Here is a 17,698-nt window from a genome sequence, read left to right as displayed (position 1 = left end):
TTCGCCGCGAAGCCTGCTGCTCGGTGATTTCGCCGGATAGAAACCATTTTCCTACACGTCATTGCGAGCATAGCGACGCAATCCATCTCCTGACGTAGCCTCCATAGGTCAGGTCGGAAGCTGGATTGTCCTTTGGACAGCTGCACTTCGCCGCGTCGACTGCGGCTCCTTGCAATGACGGGAGAACCGATGACCCACCCCGCCCCCAAACCCACCCGCAAGATCGCCCGCCAGGCCACCTCCGCCGCGGCGCATATCGGGGACGAGCCGGAGGACGACGATCCGCTGCTCGCCTTCACCCCCTATCTTCACACGCATCCGCGCCGCAATTCGATCACGCCCGATCTGCAGCGGCGCTTCGTCGCCACGCTCGCGGCGACTGGGATCGTCAAGCAGGCGGCGCTCTCCATCGCCAAGAGTATCGAGGCGCTCTACAAATTGCGGGCGCAGCCGGGGGCCGAGGGGTTTGCCGAGGCGTGGGACCTCGCGCTGCGCTATGGTGCGGAGCGGCTGGAGGATTGCGGGCTCGAACGGGCGCTGAAGGGGGGGTTCGACGATGATCCGGTCAGCGGCTGGGGCGGCCGCGGAAATGGTCTGCTGATCTACCTGCTCAACCGGCGCAGCGCCTTCCGCGTGGACGAGCGCGAGATCAGGCCGGGCCATCCCGTCTATGAACGCATCCGCGCCGAAGTGTTGGCGGAGATGGAGGCTCTGGACCCCGGCGGGTTCAGGACACCGCCCACATCCGCACGAGATTGTGGTAAAGCTGGGTGAGCCGCAGCACCTCTGCATCCTGGCTGCCGCGATCGGCGGCGAGGGTCTGGGCAGTACGGTCGAGGTCGAACAGCATCTCGCGCTGCGCATGGTCGGCGACGAGCGACTGCATCCACATGAAGCAGCTCACCCGCTCGCCCCGCGTCACCTCGGTCACCCGGTGGAGCGTGGTGGAGGGATAGAGCAGCATGGATCCGGCGGGCAGCTTGAAGGTCTTGCGCCCCTCGTTCCCGTCGATCTCCAGCGCGCCGCCGTCATAGTCCGCCGGATCGGTGAGGAAGAGCGTGGCCGACAGATCGGTGCGGATGCGCGCGCCGGTGCCCGCGTGGACGCGGATGGCGTTGTCGACATGCAGGCCGAAGGTCTCGCCCGGGCCATAGCGGTTGAACAGCGGCGGGAAGATGCTGTGCGGCAGGGCCGCGGACAGAAAGGCGGGATTGGCCGAAAGCGCTTTGCTGACAGCGGCCTGCGCCGCGCGGGTTTCGGCCGCATCCTCGGGCAGCTGGCGGTTGCGCTTGGCCCCCGCCGCAGTCGCGCCGCTGGTGACGTTGCCGTCCACCCAGTCGGCAGCGAGGAGGCGGGAGCGCAGGGCCGCCGCCTCCTCCGGGCTCAGGACATTGTCTAGCTGAAGTATCATGTCCTGCTCCCGTTAGCCGATTACAGCGTCGCCGTCAGGGTGAAGAAGGCCGAACGGCCCGGCGCGATGTAGCTGAAGGGCGAACCCGAACGGTAGATCGCGTCGTAATAGCGCTCGTCCGTCACATTGAGCACATTGACCCGCGCCTCGAACACGTCGTTGACGCGGTAGCGCGCAACGGCGTCGAAGCGGGCATAGCCGGGCACGCGGGCCGTGCCGGCCAGCTGCGAACCGCCGAACATCTCGTCCTGATAATACACCTGGCCGCCCACTTCCAAGCGACTGGTGACCAGCACCGTGGCGAGGAGCTGTGCGGTATGCTCGGGGATGTTGGCGAAGCGGCGCCCGACGTTGTCCGGATTGGCCGAAGCGGTGATCTCCGCATCGGTGTAGGTATAGCCGCCGAACAGTTTGATCCGGTCGGCCACCGTGCCGCTGAAGCCCAGCTCCACCCCCTGCGAACGCAGCGTGCCGACATTGGTATAGGGCTGGCCCCGGCCACCGGATTCGCGGGCATTGTCCTTCTCGATGCGGAACAGCGCCGAAGTCAGCAGCAGATTGCCGCCGAACAGTTCCAGCTTGCCGCCGATTTCCATCGAAGTGTTCTCTTCGGGCTGAAAGTCGATCGTCTGCTCCGAAATGCCGTCATAGGAGGCGCCATTGCCGTCCAGCTGTTCGCCGCTGGGATTGGAGCTGGTGGCGTAGCTGGCATAAAGCGTGGCCTTGGGCGACGGCTTGTAGACCGCGGAGGCCTGCCAGTTGAAGAAGTCCTTCGAATAGTTGAGCGTGGAGGTCGGGCTGGCATAATCCACGTCGAACGTGTCGATCCGGCCGCCCAGCACGATGCGGAATGCCTCGGAGAAGCGGATCGTGTCGAGCAGATAGCCCGCAAAGTTGCGCGCCGTGGTCGTCGTCGGGCCGTTGCTGCGATTGGGGCCAATGGGCACGTCATAGCCAAGCACCGGATCGGGATCGAACAGGTCGTAGATCAGCCCGCCGGGCACCGAGATGATGTTGCCCTCAGCATCCTCCACTGTCGTGGGCACGTCGAGCGGATAGGAATCGATCGTCTCCTCGCTGAAATCGCCACCAAGGACGATTTCATGGCCGATCCCGCCGGTCTGCGTTTCAGCCAAGGCATAGGTGCTGTTGGCCCAGTAGCTGTTGTCGCGCCAGCTGCTCTTCATCGCCGGGCTGACGGTATATTCGCTTTCGGGCACAGGTGTCCCGCCGCCACGTGGGCAGTTGCCCTGCGCATCGCGCTCGAACACGCAAAGCGACGGTTCGCTCACGGCATAGCGATTGTAGGTTTCGCCATAGCGGGTGACCGAGTGGAAGCTCAGCCCCGGCGTCGGGGACCAGTCGATCTGCGCGGTGCCGATGTCGGCCCCGTTCTTGATGAAATCGCGGCCGACCACACCGTAGAAATTATCCCTGTCGACGAGATAGGGCTCTTGCGTCGTAGCATCGAAGGGGTGGCCATAATCGGGCACGCCATCGAGGCGGTAGTAATAGTAATCGGTCGAAATAGCGAGCGTATCGGTGGGGCGCAGCGTGATGGCAGCCGTGCCGCCATAGCGCTCGCTTTCGACGTAATCGCGGCCGGGCGTATCGGCATCGTGGTAAAGACCGTTTACGCGCAGGGCCACGGCTTCACCGAGCTGATAGTTCGCGTCGATCGTGCCGCGGTAATAGTTTTCGGTGCCGATACCGCCTTCGATGACGGCGAAATCATTATCAAATTGCGGCTTTTTCGACTGAAGGCTGACGAGACCGCCGGTGGTGCCGCGACCGCCGTAAATGGCGCTCGGGCCTTTTACGACCTCGACCTGCTCCACCGCGAAAATCTCGCGGCTGGTTACGCCCGGATCGCGCAGGCCGTCGATGTAGACGTCATTGCGTGCTTCAAAGCCGCGGATGAAGATGCGGTCGCCGAACGCGTTGCCGCCCTCGCCCGTGCCAAGCGTCACGCCCGGCGTGCTGCGGACGATCTCGCGGAAGCTATTGGCGCCGATATCCTCGATCACTTCCTTGGGAATGATCGTCTGCGATTTCGGCGTATCGAGAACGTCGTCGGTGAATTTGCGATCGGTCGAACGATCGATCTTGTACGGCGATTCTTCGGCATTCACGTTCACGTCCGGGCGTTGGCCCGTGACAACGATCTCACCCTGCGGCTGCGTCTCGGAGACTTCCTCCGCAACGGCGACGGTCGGCAGGAATGCCGCGCCGAACGCACCTGCCAGCAGTGTTGATGCCGCGGTTGTACCTGCCCTGCTCTTGTTCATGTTATTTGGCAACTTGCCCTCCATTGATGTCGGAGCGCGCTATTGCGAATGATTAGCATTATTACAAGGTGTTTTTCAAACTCATGCCATTTTCATGAGCACAAGCATTGCAAACCTGCCTTGGAAACCTGAGGGTCCGGCCAACTTCTGATTAAAGTGGGGTTTTCGCGGAGGGTGTCTCGAGACTTCGAGCCCTGGCAAACCCAACGTGCGCGTGGTTATCCGAAAGCGCTATTTTCAGCTGTATTGGGACGATTCTGAGACATCCAAGCGCCGTCGTGCCCGCTCTACGACTAAACGTCGCTCTGCATCGGACGCGGCTCCCCAAGCTGCAATCTCCGAAAGGCTCCGGCCGCAACCCATGCACCATTCTCCCGCCGGATCGAGCCGACATATATTGATACAGGGGGATGCGACCGGTTCCGTCATTTCTATCTCACGCAATTATAGCGAGCGGCTTTACCGAACGCGGCCGGCGGTCCTGACCAATAGCCACGAAGGTAAAGCGAGCCTTGGTCACCAGATTTGCCTCTTCGGAATGCCTGTCCCGCCGCCAGGTAGCAACCGCGACCTTCATTGAAGTCCGCCCCACTTCCTCGAGTGTAGCATAGACCGACACCTCATCCCCCACGAACACCGGGCGGTGGAAGGTCATGCCATCGACGGCGATCGTCACTGCCCTCCCGCCCGAATGGCGCGATGCGATGGCGGAGGCGGCCAGATCCATCTGCGCCATCAGCCAGCCTCCGAAAATGTCTCCGTAAACATTGGCGTCCGCCGGAACGGCTGTAACACGGATCGCGGCCTCGCCAGTGGGCATCGTTTCTTCGCTCATAGCGCCGGGCCTCCGTCATCACAGGTCGATGGACCGTCATTCGAATGTGTAATCATCATTATCTTCCCCGAAGAAGCAGGCGGGGAGCTCTGGGTACAGCTGGTCATGGCTGCGGGTTCGCGGACCCAATGTCCGGCCCGTGATCTGCCGCAAGCAACCGAACCGGACACCCCGCCGGTGGACGTTATCGCGCCAAAGGCAGGTCTCCTGGCTCGCGGGTCGGTGCGATCGGTCCGTCTTCCCGCAGCCATGGCCGCAGTGACATGAGTGGACCGCCGCTCGCCGCTTACAGTTGCGGGGGCAGCGCCGGTTTCACACCGGCTTCCCGTCTTAGCTCCGGTTCGGCAAGCCGCCCCGGAGAACCTTCGACACGCGGCGCATGAGCCACCCGTCCCACCGGGTCAAGATCAGGTTCGAATGGGATGTGGTTGCGGATCGGATGCAAGCAGCCCGTAAATCGCGACATCGCACAGGCCCTTGTGAGTGGTTTCATGCTCGCGGAATACGGCCTCTCGTGTGAAGCCGAGGCGCTCAAGTAGACGGATCGATGGAATGTTCTCCATGTCGACCTCGGCAGTGAGCTTACGTCTGCCTTCGTTATCGATCAGATGCCGTACCAGGGCGCAGGTGCATTCGTAGGCTACACCATCGCCCTGACGATGAGCGCAGGTAACATAACCGATTTCCTCTATGCCATCTTCATGCCCTGGGATGGCCACGAAGCGGCCCGCCACAGTTTTGCGGTCATCTTCGGCGATCCAGGTACGTCCGTTCCAATCCGGGTCGGCAAGCCAGCCCCACAGTTCTTCCTCGCTACCGAATGCGGGTCGCGTGAGGAAGCGGCACTGCGCGTCTTCGGCGAATGTCGGGAAAAGGGCCGCCGCATCGGCTGGTTCCAGTGGACGCAGCGTAAACCGCTCCGTCCGCAGGACCGGAACGTCATTCACCCGACAAGAAATCGACGAGCGTGCGCACCTTCTTCGTTCGCCATTGCGGCGTCGGCGCGACAAGCCAATAGGCCCGCGTGCCCGTTTCCGGACCGTCGAGCACTTCGAGACGGCCAGCCTCGATCGCCTCCTTGGCAAGCAGTTCGGGCAGGATTGCCATGCCCAACCCTGCCATCGCACCCGACAGAGCCTGCCCCGCATTGCTTACAGTGACGTGAGCCTGCACGCCGTCTTGCAACGGTAGCCCCCAATCGATCCAGCGATCGGGTGCGTTTGGCGCAGCAACCGTTACCCGGCGCGCGGCGGCAAGTTCTATACCCTGTAAATCACCCGGGCCATCGACCAGCCTGATGGCGCAGTCGAGGTTGGCTTCGGTGAAATCCGCGTTCTCATCAGCGACGAACGAGAATTTGACGTCGGGATTTTCTTTGGAGAAATCTGCCAGCCGGGGCGCGAGCCATTGCGCGTAAAATTCGCGTGGACAGGCGATGGTATAGTTGTCGCTTGCCTGGCCTGCCTGCATGGCAGACACGCTTTCCTCGAACTTGAGGAAGCCTTCGCGAAGGGAATCCAAACCGGCTGACCCTTCCTGGGTCAGTTCCAGCCCCTTGCTGGTTCGGCGGAACAAGACCGTGCCGAGATGGTCTTCAAGCGCGCGGATCTGCTGGCCGACCGCAGCCGGTGTCACCGCCAGTTCATCCGCGGCGCGGGTAAAACTGAGGTGTCGGGCCGCAGCGTCATAGACGCGAAGGGCGTTCAGGGGCAGGTGCGTGCGCTTCATGGTCTCACGCGTTTAGCAAGGTCGCGCCGCAAGACAAGTTCGCGGCGCGAGGATATGGCTTCAGGGCTTAAAGTGCGCCTTCAAGCCACTGCTTGAGCTGGCCCTTGGGCGCAGCACCACGCATCTGTGCAGCGGGTTCGCCATTCTTGAAAAGCACGAGGTAGGGAATGGACTGGACGCCCATCTGGCCCGGAACGCCGGTGTTTTCCATAATGTCCATCTTGGCGATGGTCACCTGATCGGCCATTTCCTCGCTCAATTCCTCCAGAGCGGGAGCGATCATCTTGCAGGGTCCGCACCATTCTGCCCAGAAATCCACGAGAACGGGCTTGTCGCTATCCAGAACGTCTTTCTGGAATCCTTCGTCGGTGACGGTGATGGTGGCCATGGGAATACTCCTGAAATCAAATATCTTGGCAGCCCATATGGGCGCGTGTGGTGATTACTCAACGGCCATCGCTGGAAAGCTTTCCTGCCGATCCGCAAATGCGGCCTTGTATGGCGCGAGAGCTGACTGAGGCAAGGCGATGAGCTGGGGCGTCTGCGTATAGAGCACGGCGGCATCGACCGAGCGACCGGGGTAGATTACTTCCAGTGCAGCGACATAGGCCGTCATCTGCCGCAGCGTTGTATCGGGAACTTCTTCCAGCGAACTCGGCGGGCGGCGCGCGGTCTTGAAATCGACGACGGTCACCTTTTCCGGCGTGACGAGAAGTCGGTCGGCGGTCCCCATGACTACCTGTCCCTCTACTGTTGCGGCAAGCGGGATTTCCGCCAGCGCGCCCGGGGCGAAGATATCGGCAAAGCGGGGCTCGGCGAGCACAGCCAAGGCACGCGCCAGCATGTCCTCGCGCTCTTCGCTGGAAAGGTCAGCCGCTTGCTGCGCCAGCCAGATTCGTGCCGCGTCCTCGCGCCGGTCATCCGCCAGCTCCGGCAATCGTTCGAGCAACGCATGGATCAGCACGCCGCGCCGCGCGGCTCCAGCCGCAACATCGTGTTGGAGCGGCGGATCGCTCCCCTCCACTTCGCCCAAACCCGACGGCGCCAATGGACGCGGAGGCCGCGGTTCGGGACCTACAGCCTGCTTGGCCCAAAGAGGAAGTTCGATCGTCTGCGGCTGCGCTCCCTTGGTCGATGCCGGTACCGAAGGCGCGCGTTCACCTGTTTCCCAACGCGCGCCCCAGATCGGGTCCTCGACCGCCTCCCCTTCGTCGAACAGGGCTAGCAGCCTTGCGTACCAGCTATCCTCATGCGGGCCGTTCTTCGCGTCACGCGGGCCGAGCGAACCACCAATAAAAAGTGCCTCCTCGGCGCGGGTCATTGCGACATAGAGCAGCCGCCAGTGCTCCTGCATGGCGCGTAATTTGCTCATCTCTTCGACGACCTTCACCGGCCCGACCTTTTCTTCCTTGGTCAGCGGTGGCAGCGGGACGATGTTGCTTTCCAGAGCCCCCAGCGGCGTTTCTTCAAGTGCCAGGTCGCCGGAGGCGTCGGGCCGGATCGCAGCATCCGCCAGGATCACGATCGGTGCTTGCAACCCCTTAGAGCCGTGAACCGTCATCACACGGACCTGATCTCCGCCCTCACCTGCCTCACGCTTCAGTTCGCCATCACCCGCATCGAACCAGCGGATAAAGCCCTGCAAGCTCGCCACATGGGTCGAGGCATAAGCGTTGGCGGCGTTGAGGAGTTCGTCGATCGGATCGTTCGCCTCCCGCCCAAGTCGCGCCACGAGTTTCCGGCGCCCATCCATCGGTCCAACGAGAATGTAGTGAAGCAGTTGCTGCGGGCTGTCGAAATCCGCCCGGCGGAGGATTTCGCGCAGGCCGTTCACCGTTTCAGCGACACGCGGATGGTCCGAAGCACGTAAATGTTCCCATAGGCGGATGCCCTTCGCGCGCCATCCGAATTCGAGCAGTTCCTCTTGGCTCCAGCCAAACAATGGCGAGACTAGCAGGCTCGCAAGCGTCAGGTCATCGAGTGGTTGCGCGGCGAAGCGGATCGCAGCCATGAGGTCCTTGACCGCCAGCGGGTTACCCAGCCGAAGCCTGTCGACGCCAGCGACCGGAACGCCATGCGCATAGAGTCGCGCCACGATCAGCGAAGCGAGCTCGCGCCGCTTTTGCACCAGCACCATGACATCGCCGGCCTCCGCGCGGCGCGCGCCACCCTTGACCAGCGTAAAGCCTTCACCCGCCGGATCGAGCCATTCTGCAACCTGCTGCGCGATCTTGTCCGCCATCAGACGGTCGTGACGCGCTAACCAGCCATTTTCTTCGCTCGCCTCGTCTTGACCCCCCTCGACGATTCGGACCTCCTTCCAGAGGGTCACAATCCCTGGCGCATCTGCGCCCACATGCGGAGGTGATGGTTCTTCAAGACCGAAGCCCTCATGACCAATGCTTTCCATCGCGCGGTCGACAAAACCAAGGACAGTCTGGTTGGTGCGGAAACTGCGCCCGAGATCGTACTCTTCCAGCCGGCCTGCCTTGCCGATCGATCTGCTTTCCGCGGCTGTCGACGCTGCCGCATCCATCTTGTCTCGAAAATAGTCGCGGGCTTCGCGGAAGTTCTCCGGGCTTGTGCCCTGGAAACCGAAGATCGCCTGCTTGTAATCGCCGACGGTAAAAATGGTGCGCACCGCATCGCCCCGCGCTCCCAGCCCGTCGAAATAATCGTCGGTTAGCGCTTTCACGATGGCCCACTGCGCCTTGTTCGTATCCTGCGCTTCGTCGACCAGTATGTGATCGAAACTGCGATCGAGCTTGTAGCGTATCCAGTCCGCCATCTGGCTCGATGACAACAAACGCGCAGCTCGGTGTATGAGATCATCGAAATCAACGAGACCTTCGCGCGCCTTGGCTTCTTCCCACCGCAATGCAAAGGCCCGACCCGCCTCCAGCTGCGGAGCAAGGAAACCAGCCAGGGCGAGAAGCTTACGCCGTTCCTTTACCGCGGCGACCGCCTCGGCAATTTCCTCCTGTTTACGAGGGAAATCGGGATCGTTCTTCTCCGCCCCCTTCATCGAAGTCGGGTCGCCATCCTTCTTGAGGATGCAGTTACGCTGACAGAACCCATCGAGTTCGGCGAGACGCGCCTTCGGATCCAACGCCAGCCATTGCTGGATAAACCCTCTGCTGGTTTCAGCCGACTTGGTATTCCATCCATCGAAGGCAGGCAGCATGGCGCGCAGCGTTTGAACCGGAAAGTTCGCATCCGAGCAGCCTTCGGCCACCCATTTCTCGTCCGCATCCACGGGAATGCCGAGCAGGCGACGCACCGGATCGCGCAATGAATGCTGCCAGCCAGGTTGGTCCCACAGGTCCTTGTGACGTGCACACCGCATCAGCCAGCCGAGTACGGCATCGGGACCCTTGCGCCGGCTCATCTCCTCAACGGCATCGCGGATGCTTAGATCACCATCGGCCAGCAAATTGGAAAGCACATCCCGGCTCAGCAGGTCGCGGTCGCGATCTTCCATAGGCTGGCTGCCCGGGAGCACCCCTGCCTCGCTGGGAAAGGCGGCAAGCAGATACTGGGCAAACGCATGAATGGTGTCGATGCGCAGGCCCCCTCCTGGACAGTCCAGGACGCGTGCGAAAAGCGACCGGGCGCGCGACTGTGCTTCGGGATCGATCGGCGCGCCGAGATGTGCCAACTCGGTCGCCAGCTGTCCGGCATCCATCCGCACCCACCGTGCAAGGACCGAATTGACGCGGACCGCCATTTCGGCGGCGCCGGCTTTGGTGAAGGTCAGGCAAAGGATCTGAGAGGGATCAGCATTCGGCTCGAGCAACAGCCTCAACACGCGGGCTGAGAGCACCTGCGTTTTGCCCGTCCCGGCACTGGCAGAAAGCCACACGCTCTCCTTGGGATTGACGCTGTCTGCCTGCGTATCCTTGAGAGGATAGACCTTGCCGCTCATGCCTGCGATTCCCCGTCACCCTGACGCGGTAGCCATTCCTCCAGGCGCATCAATTGGTCATACGTATCGTAGGTGGGATAGTTCGGGTTTTCTCGCGCAGTGAACGGGGCGTCGCCCTTGATATATTTCCCGATGGCCTCGCTCAGTTTGCTGCGGGTGAGCGGAAGGAATTCTTCTGGATCGATCCCGCTTCGCTTGGCACCGACTTTCAGCGGCACGTCGATATAGCCGAAGCCATGCGGGTTCTCGTCCTTGGCACGGCCCAAGGACCAGTATTCATACCCGCCGGGTTCGCCGGTAATACCTTTAAAGCCTCCATCTTCAGCGATCAGGCCCAAGATACCGAGCTGAAGCGCAAAGCCCTCTTCTACCATTGCGGCGCTGGGAGGCTTGCCGGTTTTGTAGTCCACAATGGCCAGACTGCCGTCCGATAGCCGGTCGAGTCGATCGGCCCGTCCGTGAACAAACACCCCGTCAAACTGCATCCCGCCCTTGGCTTCGACTGCGATAATGTCCCGCCCATCATAGGCAGAGACAGTGTCCTCTACCCATTCCAGCGCCTTCTGCAGGCGCGGCTGCCACAAGCCCCGAATGAGCGGGTCGGCATTTTGCTCAACCAGAACCTGTTCCATAATCGGCGCGATAGGTGCCGCGGGGTCTGCCCTGCGCGCAATATGCCAGCGCTCGAGTATCTCGTGCGCGACATTGCCTTGCCACAGTGCGTCAGGGTCTGCGTCCAGCGCATCGAGATCGGACAGGCCCATGATCTTCTGGGCGAAAAACTGGTACGGATCGCCCAATAAACGGTCGAGCGTGGTAGCGGAAATATCGACATCGCGCTGCTCGGCTCGCGGCACGGGAGCAGGTCGCGGATAGTCTGGGGCTGGTTCCGCGCGGGTCATGGCACTCGCAAGCGCGATGGCCTCATGATCTTCGTAATTGGGAAGCAGGTCGCTTAGCAGGGCCTGGACGCGCAGGAGAAAGCGACTTGGAATTGCCGGTCCACCCTCGTCCCGTTCGCTACGGCTGAGAACGACTTCGGGCGCACCCATCGCACCTGCCAGATCGTGCGCCGACAGACCGATACGGAAATCCCCGCCCGGCACACCTAGGGCGCGAAGGACCGGCGGCGCAAGCAGGGCATCTACGCTTCCCCGCGCGGGCCACGTCCCTTCGTTGAGGCCAGCACAAATCACGAGATCCGCTCTATTCATCCGCGCTTCAAGCAAGCCGAGCACCTGCACGCGCGCATGCCCCCCATACGGTGGCCGAACAGCGCGCTCTTCCATGGCGTCACCAAGCACGGCTGCAACATCGCGGGGGGCTATCTGGAAATCCGACTCACGGGCATGCAGGCGAAATTCCTCTACGAAACCGGCGAGCGTTCGTCCGTCTTCCTGGGACCACAGCTTTTCGCCACATAGCGCTTCCGCGCTCGCTGCCAAAATATCGATAAGGTCAGCAAGACCGGCGGAAGCGTCCCGATCGATATCGACCAAGGGAGAAACATGAATTTCGACTGTGGTCCACCACTCGGCCATATCGGGCTGTTTTTCAGCAAGCCGTGCGACCTCCGCCCTTGCAGGCTCTAGCCCTGGTGAAAGGCGGGGCCCGCGCAATTCGCGTTCGAGCTTGCGCAAGAGCCGCAACCAGCGCCCGCGATCCATGCCGCCGTTCACGAGCGGGTGGCCTAGGAGCGCCATCAGCGGCACCGCCCTCGCCCCTTCGGCCATGACTTCCGCAGCGAGGAGGAAGGCCCGCCCGGCGGCAGTGTGAGAAAGCGGGCGACCAGCAGAATCGTCCGCGACAATGTTCCACCGCGCCAGATGGTGGACGACCCGCCGCGCAAGCGGGCGGTCCGGGGTAATGACAGCGACCCGCTTTTCAGGTTCCGCCAAGGCTTCGCGTACCAGCAGTGCGATGGCCTGCGCTTCCTCTTCCGGATTCGACGCTTCCATTATTCGAACACCGGAGAGGCGCCTCTTCTCAGGCGGCAGATCGACCCAGACCTTGCTGGCCTCTGGCGGCAGGAACAGCGCGGAAATGGCATGGCTGCGTTCAGGCGGTGCAGCAGTCATGCCTTTGCGGTGCCATTGCTGGACCTCTTCGCGGGCGACGCCCATGCGGTTGAGGAGAAGTTTGAGGTGATATTGCGGATGCGTGACCGCATCATTCCGCGCAAAAGCGGAATCAACTGGCGTGGGCGCAGCGCCTGCCCGGCCGAGCTCGTTCCACACCTGGCTATCCATCGTCAGATCGAAATCGGGAAGGATCACAGCACCTTGCGGGAATTCGCTGACAACGCGCAACAACTTGGCTAGCGCGGGGGCAGCACTGGTAACCCCAGCTGCCACAATTGGGGTCGAAGGTGGAATGGCCAGCCACGTCTCGCGCGCTTTGTCGAACAGGCGGTTGCGGCGTGCAGCAGCGTCCAGCATTCCATTATCGCCCAACCAGGCGAGCCATTTGACCTGGACATTGGCAAATAGACGGATGGTGTCCTGCCAATGCGCCGAAAGGTCAGGAAAAATGTCGACCACCTTTTCGTCGAGCAGTTGTTCCGGACCGATATCCTCGACTAGCAGGCGATCCATCGTTGCGCCCGTCTCGCGAGCCAGCCTGAGAAGCGTGGCGCCTTTAGGAGCGTCTCCGCCCATTTGCTCGGCTATCAATCGCGCAAGTGCGAACATTCGCCGCTGCGGATCGATGGAGGGTTTGATCTCGCTCGCCCCGAGAGGATCGAGCAACGGACCAAGCGCCTCGTCCAGATCGAGGTCACCCACCACCGCCATCCGGGGCATCAGCAGGCCAGCCCGTCCCTCGCTCCCCGCATGGCGGATAAATGCTTCCGAAACAGTACGGCGGGCCCGCGAACTTGGCAGCAGCAAGGTCAGGCGCGCCAGGCCAAGCTCGCCATCTCCGTAGCGCGGTACCAGTCCGGCAACGAGCGCGTCAGCGAAGCCTCTGTGGGCGGCGATGGAATAGACTTGCGGCCCGCCTCGTGCGTCAGCCACCCGTCAGCGCCTCTTCCGTCGGGCGTATATGCTGCGGTGTGCCGACCTCGTACCACGTACCGGTAAAGGCGATTCCGAACAGGCGCCCTTCCTCGATCGCCCGGTCCCACAGGATGTTCGTAGAGAACTTGCCTGCCGGCGCATCACGCAACAGGCGATGCGAAACCAGTTGAACGCCGGTATATATGAATGGGGCTATACGGCCGGGCAGCTTGCGGGTGAGTTTGCCCAAGCCATCCATGTAGAAATCGCCTGAGCCATCGAAATTGCGTGCCCTTGCATGGGTCACCACCAGCAGCAAAGCATCCATACGCTCCGGATCCCAAGCGTCCGAAAGTTCTTCGAAGGCGTTCCGCGGTCCGTCGAGCCAGATGCTGTCGGCATTGCAGGCGAAGAACGGGTCGGGCAGCAAATCTGCAGCCCTTGCCTTGACCATGCCGCCGCCCGTTTCAAGCAGTTCTTCGCGCTCGTCGGAAAATTGAACCGCAGGGCATTTGCGTGGACCGAGATGCGCTTCGATGGATTCGGCTAGATAGTGGACATTGACCACCGCCTTTTCGATGCCGGCGTCTTCCACGCGATCGAGCGCGCGATCGATCAGTGGTTTGCCAAGCACGCGTACCAGCGGTTTCGGCGTGGTGGCGGTGAGCGGGCGCATGCGCTTGCCCAGGCCGGCAGCCATCAGCATGGCGGTATCGGAGACGAGCTTGGTCACGAGATCTCTCCACCATAGGCATCGCGCAGTTCCTGCGGAATATTCGCATCGAACCATGTGGCGACCGGGGCCATCGCTTCGTGGGCCAGATCGCGCTCCATCGCTTGCCACACTCGGGGGATCATGCGGAGATAGCGCGGTTTGCCGTCCCGCTTGTAAAGGCGAGTGAAGATTCCGATTATCTTCGCATTTCGCTGAGCCCCCAACCGCGCATAATCGGCTTCAAAGTGGTCTCCCGGATCGGCAGCTGCGCGGTAACGGCACAGCATGTCGTGTTCCAGCTGGGCGGAGACATCGCGCCGCGCGTCCTGAAGCAAGCTGACAAGATCGTAGGCAGGGTGGCCAACGAGAGCATCCTGAAAGTCGATCAGTCCCTGCTCGCCGCCCAGCGAACCTTCTTCGAGCAGCATGATATTTTCCGCATGATAATCGCGCAGGACCGTAACCCCTGGCTCCTGACGAGGCATTAGCGGGGTGAGCGCCTCTTCCCATGCGGCCGTCCATCCCGCTTCATCGACATTTAGCCCGGCGGTGAGACAATACCATTCGAGGAACAGCGCCGCCTCGCGCTGGTACACCGCCATGTCGTACGGCTCGAAAGGGCCCGGCGGCAATTGGTGAAGCCGAACGAGCGTTTCGATGGCCTTGGAATAGATATCGTGCTCGTCATCCGGATGATCGTCGATCCACTCCTTCATCCGCGTATCGCCGAAATCTTCGGTTAGCACCCAGCCTTTTTCCGCCTCTTCGCGCAGGATTTCGGGACCACGCAGGCCGTTGGCATTGAGCCACTCGGCGACATGCAGAAAGGGCCGCGGATCTTCGTGTGGCGGAGGAGCGTGCATCAGCATTGCACTTTGCCCTCCCCGGCGGATACGGAAATAGCGGCGGAAACTGGCATCGCCCACTAGCGGGGCGATTTCGGAGCCTTCCCAGCGGGTCGCACCGAGGAAGTTCTGGATGTCTTCAAAAATGGCGTCGCTCATGGGATACGGCTTTGCCAAGCCTGGCCGGGCTTCACAATGGCCTGTCTCCCCTCTCCCACCGTTTCCAGCGTAATTGCAAAGCAAGTGGGCTCATGTTCAAAGCCCCCTGCATGGCCTGGCCACTCGGCTAGTAATGCCGCACCTTCGCGATAATCGTCGAGGCCTATTTCCTGCGCTTCAGATGGATGGTCGAGACGGTAAAAATCGGCGTGCACCAGTGGAACGCGCAGATGCTCATATGTTTCGACGATCGTAAAAGTAGGTGATGGCACTTCGCCCAAATGGCCGAGCGCAGCGATTATTGCGCGGGCCAGCGTAGTCTTGCCCGCACCCAGACCGCCCGATAAAGCGACGACATCTCCAGGCAGCAGCCGGGCTGCAATACGCGCGCCGTAAGCTTCCATGGCACCAAGGTCGGAGAGTTCAACTATCATGGCAGGGTAATCGTCGCCGTCGTTCCGCTGTTCTTTCGGCTTTGAAAATCCAGCGTACCGCCGTGTGCTTCAATAAGTTGTCGGGCGAGCGGTATTCCCAGCCCATGTCTTCTTTCGATGCCCTTGCCATCATGGCTCATCCGGATGCCTTCAAGCGCCCGGGTAAGTTCGTGCTCGCTCATGCCCTCTCCATTGTCTGAAATAGAGATACGATTCACGCCCCGCCGCTTGGATATATCGATCAAAATCTTACCGCCACTGGGTGTGTGACTGATGGCGTTGTCGAGCAATTGGCCGATGGCACGCTCCAATTGCTGTCGGTCCACCTCGATCGACTTCTGGGGATTGCCGTTGAGATCCAGCGATAGCCCGGCGTCGATGATCGCTTCCTCACGCTTTCGCACGATCTGTTCGATGAATGGCAGCACGTCGACCCTCGTCTTGCGCAACGGCATGAGCCCCGCTTCTGACTGTGAAAGGTCGAGTACGTTCTCCACCTGCTCGGTCAATTTTTCGACCGAGGTCGTGATGGCTTCGACATAATCGCGGGCCTGCGCGGAGAGTTCGCCAGCAACTCCTTGCGTCAGTAATTCCGCAAAGCCTCCGATAGTGGTCAGCGGCGTCCTGAATTCATACGACATATTGGCGAGAAAGCGCGTCATTACCGCATCGGCTTCTTCCAGCGCCCGATTGCGTTCGCGCAGCGCCTGCTCCGCCTGTTGCGATGCGGTTATATCGAGGACGGTCAGCAGACCATTGCCATCGGGGAGCGGAACGCCGCTGTAGGTCAGCGTACGTCCATCAGACAGCTCAACCGTATGCTGGTTGTGCTTGCGATCAAGCGTGGCTGCACGGATAGTCTGGCCTATCTTGCCGACCTCCTGAGGATCGGCGAGCTGGCCGGCTATACTCCCCAGCAACTCCTCTGCCTGGGCGTGTCCGTCGAGGACTTCGCCATCAAGACCCCATGCGGTCGGAAAACCGCGGTTCCACAATTCCAAATGACCATCGGGGGCAAACACTGCCAGCGCTTCGGACAGACTGTCGAACGTTGCAGTTCGCGTGCGTAGCAATGTGTCCCTGGTGGCGGAAAGAGCGAGTTGTTCCGTGTGATCTTCAGCGATCATCACGAGGCCACCATCAGGGAGAGGCTGGGCAACTAACCGCAGATGAGTGCCGTCAGGCAGGGGCCAGTTGAACTCTTCAGGCTCGTCTTTCTGAAACCACTCACCCAATTCCTTGCGCCAGCTGGGAAAGTCACGCACTTCGGGTATTTTCCCGTTTTCACGCGCGACCGTCAGCATCTGTTCGAAACGGATACGCTCCGCGACCACTCCCGGAGGCAGCGAAAACGTGCGGTGGAAAGGCTGATTGGCGAAAGTCATCCTTTGCCGCGAATCGAATTGCGCCACGCCGATGGACAACTGGTCGAGCATGGAGCGCTGCGCTTCGCGGAAGGCGCGGAATTCGCGCGCCTGTTCTTCCATTTCCTCGATATCGATCGCATAGCCGGCGATGCCCTCACCCACCAACGGAAGGTCGGTAACGCGCACAGTGCGACGCGCATTGTTGATCGTTGCCGACAGAATACGCTCGATCGGCTGTCGGCGGTCAGCCGCCTGCTGCGCGACCTGTGCCGCACTTCGCCCGCCGATCTGTTCGACCAGTTCGATCTGGTCAGCCACGACCTGATCCGCGCTTTCAGCCCCGACAGCTTCGACATACGCCCGGTTGACGAGCCGCAGATGCATATCTGATCCGCGGAACCACATCGGCATGGGTGCAGCCTCGATCAGGCCTACCAGCGCCGCGAAATCATCGCGCGCCCGCGCGGCCTCTTCGCCCAGCCTGGCAAGCTCTTCTTCGGTTTCGGTAAAGTCGAAAGCCCAGATCAGCGCAGCGCCACTCGGCGAAACCATGGGATCTGCAAGAGCGCCCCGGAGGGACAGAGATTTGCGCGAACCGACCGGACGCAGCGCCATCTTGAAAGGGCGGGCGGTCTTCTGGGTGCGGCGTACATGGGTCGAAAGTTCTTCGACCTGCTCTTCGGAAAGGCCAGTGCCATCGGCTCTCGAAAGCTCGGTGAGATATTCGGGCACGGTATCGAGCCCGATCCAGCGTGCAAACCGATCAGGAGCCTCGATCCGGCCATCGGCCCGTACCAGCAAGGCGATGGCTGGACCGTCTTCGACCATGCGGGCCAAACGGCGCGCGGCATTGCGATGCGCGCGTGCGCTCCGAATTTGCCGACTGGCCTTGATCATCAGGAATATCGCTGCCCCGGTCCACAATGCGAGCAGCAGACCTATGAGAGGCAGAAATACGGGCGAAATTTCCATCAATTGCCAGCTATGCCGCCAGC

The 17,698-nt window shown here is 61.5% G+C and carries 14 protein-coding genes and 1 riboswitch; of the genes, 1 reads left to right on the top strand and 13 read right to left on the bottom strand.

The window, feature by feature from the left end; genetic code table 11:
- Nucleotides 1-174: 174 nt before the first annotated feature.
- Nucleotides 175-774, top strand: a complete 600-nt coding sequence (locus ACYQ0G_RS01515; protein WP_460098544.1) for a hypothetical protein — start codon at nucleotides 175-177, stop codon at nucleotides 772-774.
- Here the strand turns inward: ACYQ0G_RS01515 and ACYQ0G_RS01510 are convergent.
- From ACYQ0G_RS01510 to ACYQ0G_RS01450, 13 genes are all read right to left on the bottom strand, one after another.
- Entirely contained in the window at nucleotides 728-1,411 is a 684-nt protein-coding gene (locus ACYQ0G_RS01510) for a Fe2+-dependent dioxygenase (protein WP_460098542.1), read from the bottom strand. The two genes, ACYQ0G_RS01515 and ACYQ0G_RS01510, sit on opposite strands and share 47 nt — an antisense overlap.
- Nucleotides 1,412-1,431: 20 nt before the next feature.
- A complete protein-coding gene (locus tag ACYQ0G_RS01505; protein WP_460098540.1) occupies nucleotides 1,432-3,699 on the bottom strand; it encodes a TonB-dependent receptor in 2,268 nt (755 codons plus the stop codon).
- Between the two features lie 237 nt (nucleotides 3,700-3,936).
- Nucleotides 3,937-4,128 (bottom strand): DUF1289 domain-containing protein, encoded by a 192-nt coding sequence (locus ACYQ0G_RS01500; RefSeq protein WP_460098538.1) that lies wholly within the window; start codon nucleotides 4,126-4,128, stop codon nucleotides 3,937-3,939.
- Between the two features lie 7 nt (nucleotides 4,129-4,135).
- Nucleotides 4,136-4,534 (bottom strand): acyl-CoA thioesterase, encoded by a 399-nt coding sequence (locus ACYQ0G_RS01495; RefSeq protein WP_460098536.1) that lies wholly within the window; start codon nucleotides 4,532-4,534, stop codon nucleotides 4,136-4,138.
- 180 nt (nucleotides 4,535-4,714) lie between these two features.
- Nucleotides 4,715-4,916: riboswitch (cobalamin riboswitch) on the bottom strand.
- Nucleotides 4,917-4,941: 25 nt separating this feature from the next.
- Entirely contained in the window at nucleotides 4,942-5,481 is a 540-nt protein-coding gene (locus ACYQ0G_RS01490; protein ID WP_460098535.1) for a GNAT family N-acetyltransferase, read from the bottom strand.
- Nucleotides 5,474-6,262 carry a LysR substrate-binding domain-containing protein gene (locus ACYQ0G_RS01485; protein ID WP_460098533.1) on the bottom strand — a complete coding sequence of 263 codons (789 nt, stop codon included), beginning with the start codon at nucleotides 6,260-6,262 and terminating at the stop codon, nucleotides 5,474-5,476. Before ACYQ0G_RS01485 ends, ACYQ0G_RS01490 begins: the two co-directional genes overlap by 8 nt.
- 67 nt (nucleotides 6,263-6,329) lie before the next feature.
- Nucleotides 6,330-6,650, bottom strand: a complete 321-nt coding sequence (gene trxA / locus ACYQ0G_RS01480; RefSeq protein ID WP_460098531.1) for a thioredoxin — start codon at nucleotides 6,648-6,650, stop codon at nucleotides 6,330-6,332.
- A gap of 54 nt (nucleotides 6,651-6,704) precedes the next feature.
- Nucleotides 6,705-10,187: a double-strand break repair helicase AddA gene (gene addA, locus ACYQ0G_RS01475; RefSeq protein ID WP_460098529.1), complete on the bottom strand. Its 3,483-nt coding sequence runs from the start codon at nucleotides 10,185-10,187 to the stop codon at nucleotides 6,705-6,707.
- Nucleotides 10,184-13,201, bottom strand: coding sequence for a double-strand break repair protein AddB (gene addB, locus ACYQ0G_RS01470; RefSeq protein ID WP_460098527.1), 3,018 nt, complete (start codon nucleotides 13,199-13,201; stop codon nucleotides 10,184-10,186). Before addB ends, addA begins: the two co-directional genes overlap by 4 nt.
- Nucleotides 13,194-13,916, bottom strand: a complete 723-nt coding sequence (locus tag ACYQ0G_RS01465) for a nucleotidyltransferase family protein (protein ID WP_460098526.1) — start codon at nucleotides 13,914-13,916, stop codon at nucleotides 13,194-13,196. Before ACYQ0G_RS01465 ends, addB begins: the two co-directional genes overlap by 8 nt.
- Nucleotides 13,913-14,902, bottom strand: coding sequence for an aminoglycoside phosphotransferase family protein (locus ACYQ0G_RS01460; protein WP_460098525.1), 990 nt, complete (start codon nucleotides 14,900-14,902; stop codon nucleotides 13,913-13,915). Before ACYQ0G_RS01460 ends, ACYQ0G_RS01465 begins: the two co-directional genes overlap by 4 nt.
- Nucleotides 14,899-15,336 carry a tRNA (adenosine(37)-N6)-threonylcarbamoyltransferase complex ATPase subunit type 1 TsaE gene (gene tsaE, locus ACYQ0G_RS01455; RefSeq protein WP_460098524.1) on the bottom strand — a complete coding sequence of 146 codons (438 nt, stop codon included), beginning with the start codon at nucleotides 15,334-15,336 and terminating at the stop codon, nucleotides 14,899-14,901. The genes ACYQ0G_RS01460 and tsaE overlap by 4 nt, the downstream gene beginning before the upstream one ends.
- A complete protein-coding gene (locus ACYQ0G_RS01450) occupies nucleotides 15,333-17,675 on the bottom strand; it encodes a sensor histidine kinase (RefSeq protein WP_460098522.1) in 2,343 nt (780 codons plus the stop codon). Before ACYQ0G_RS01450 ends, tsaE begins: the two co-directional genes overlap by 4 nt.
- Between the last annotated feature and the right edge of the window lie 23 nt (nucleotides 17,676-17,698).

The organism is Qipengyuania triglochinis (assembly GCF_054655615.1).
This window is presented reverse-complemented; position numbering and strand designations above follow the sequence as displayed.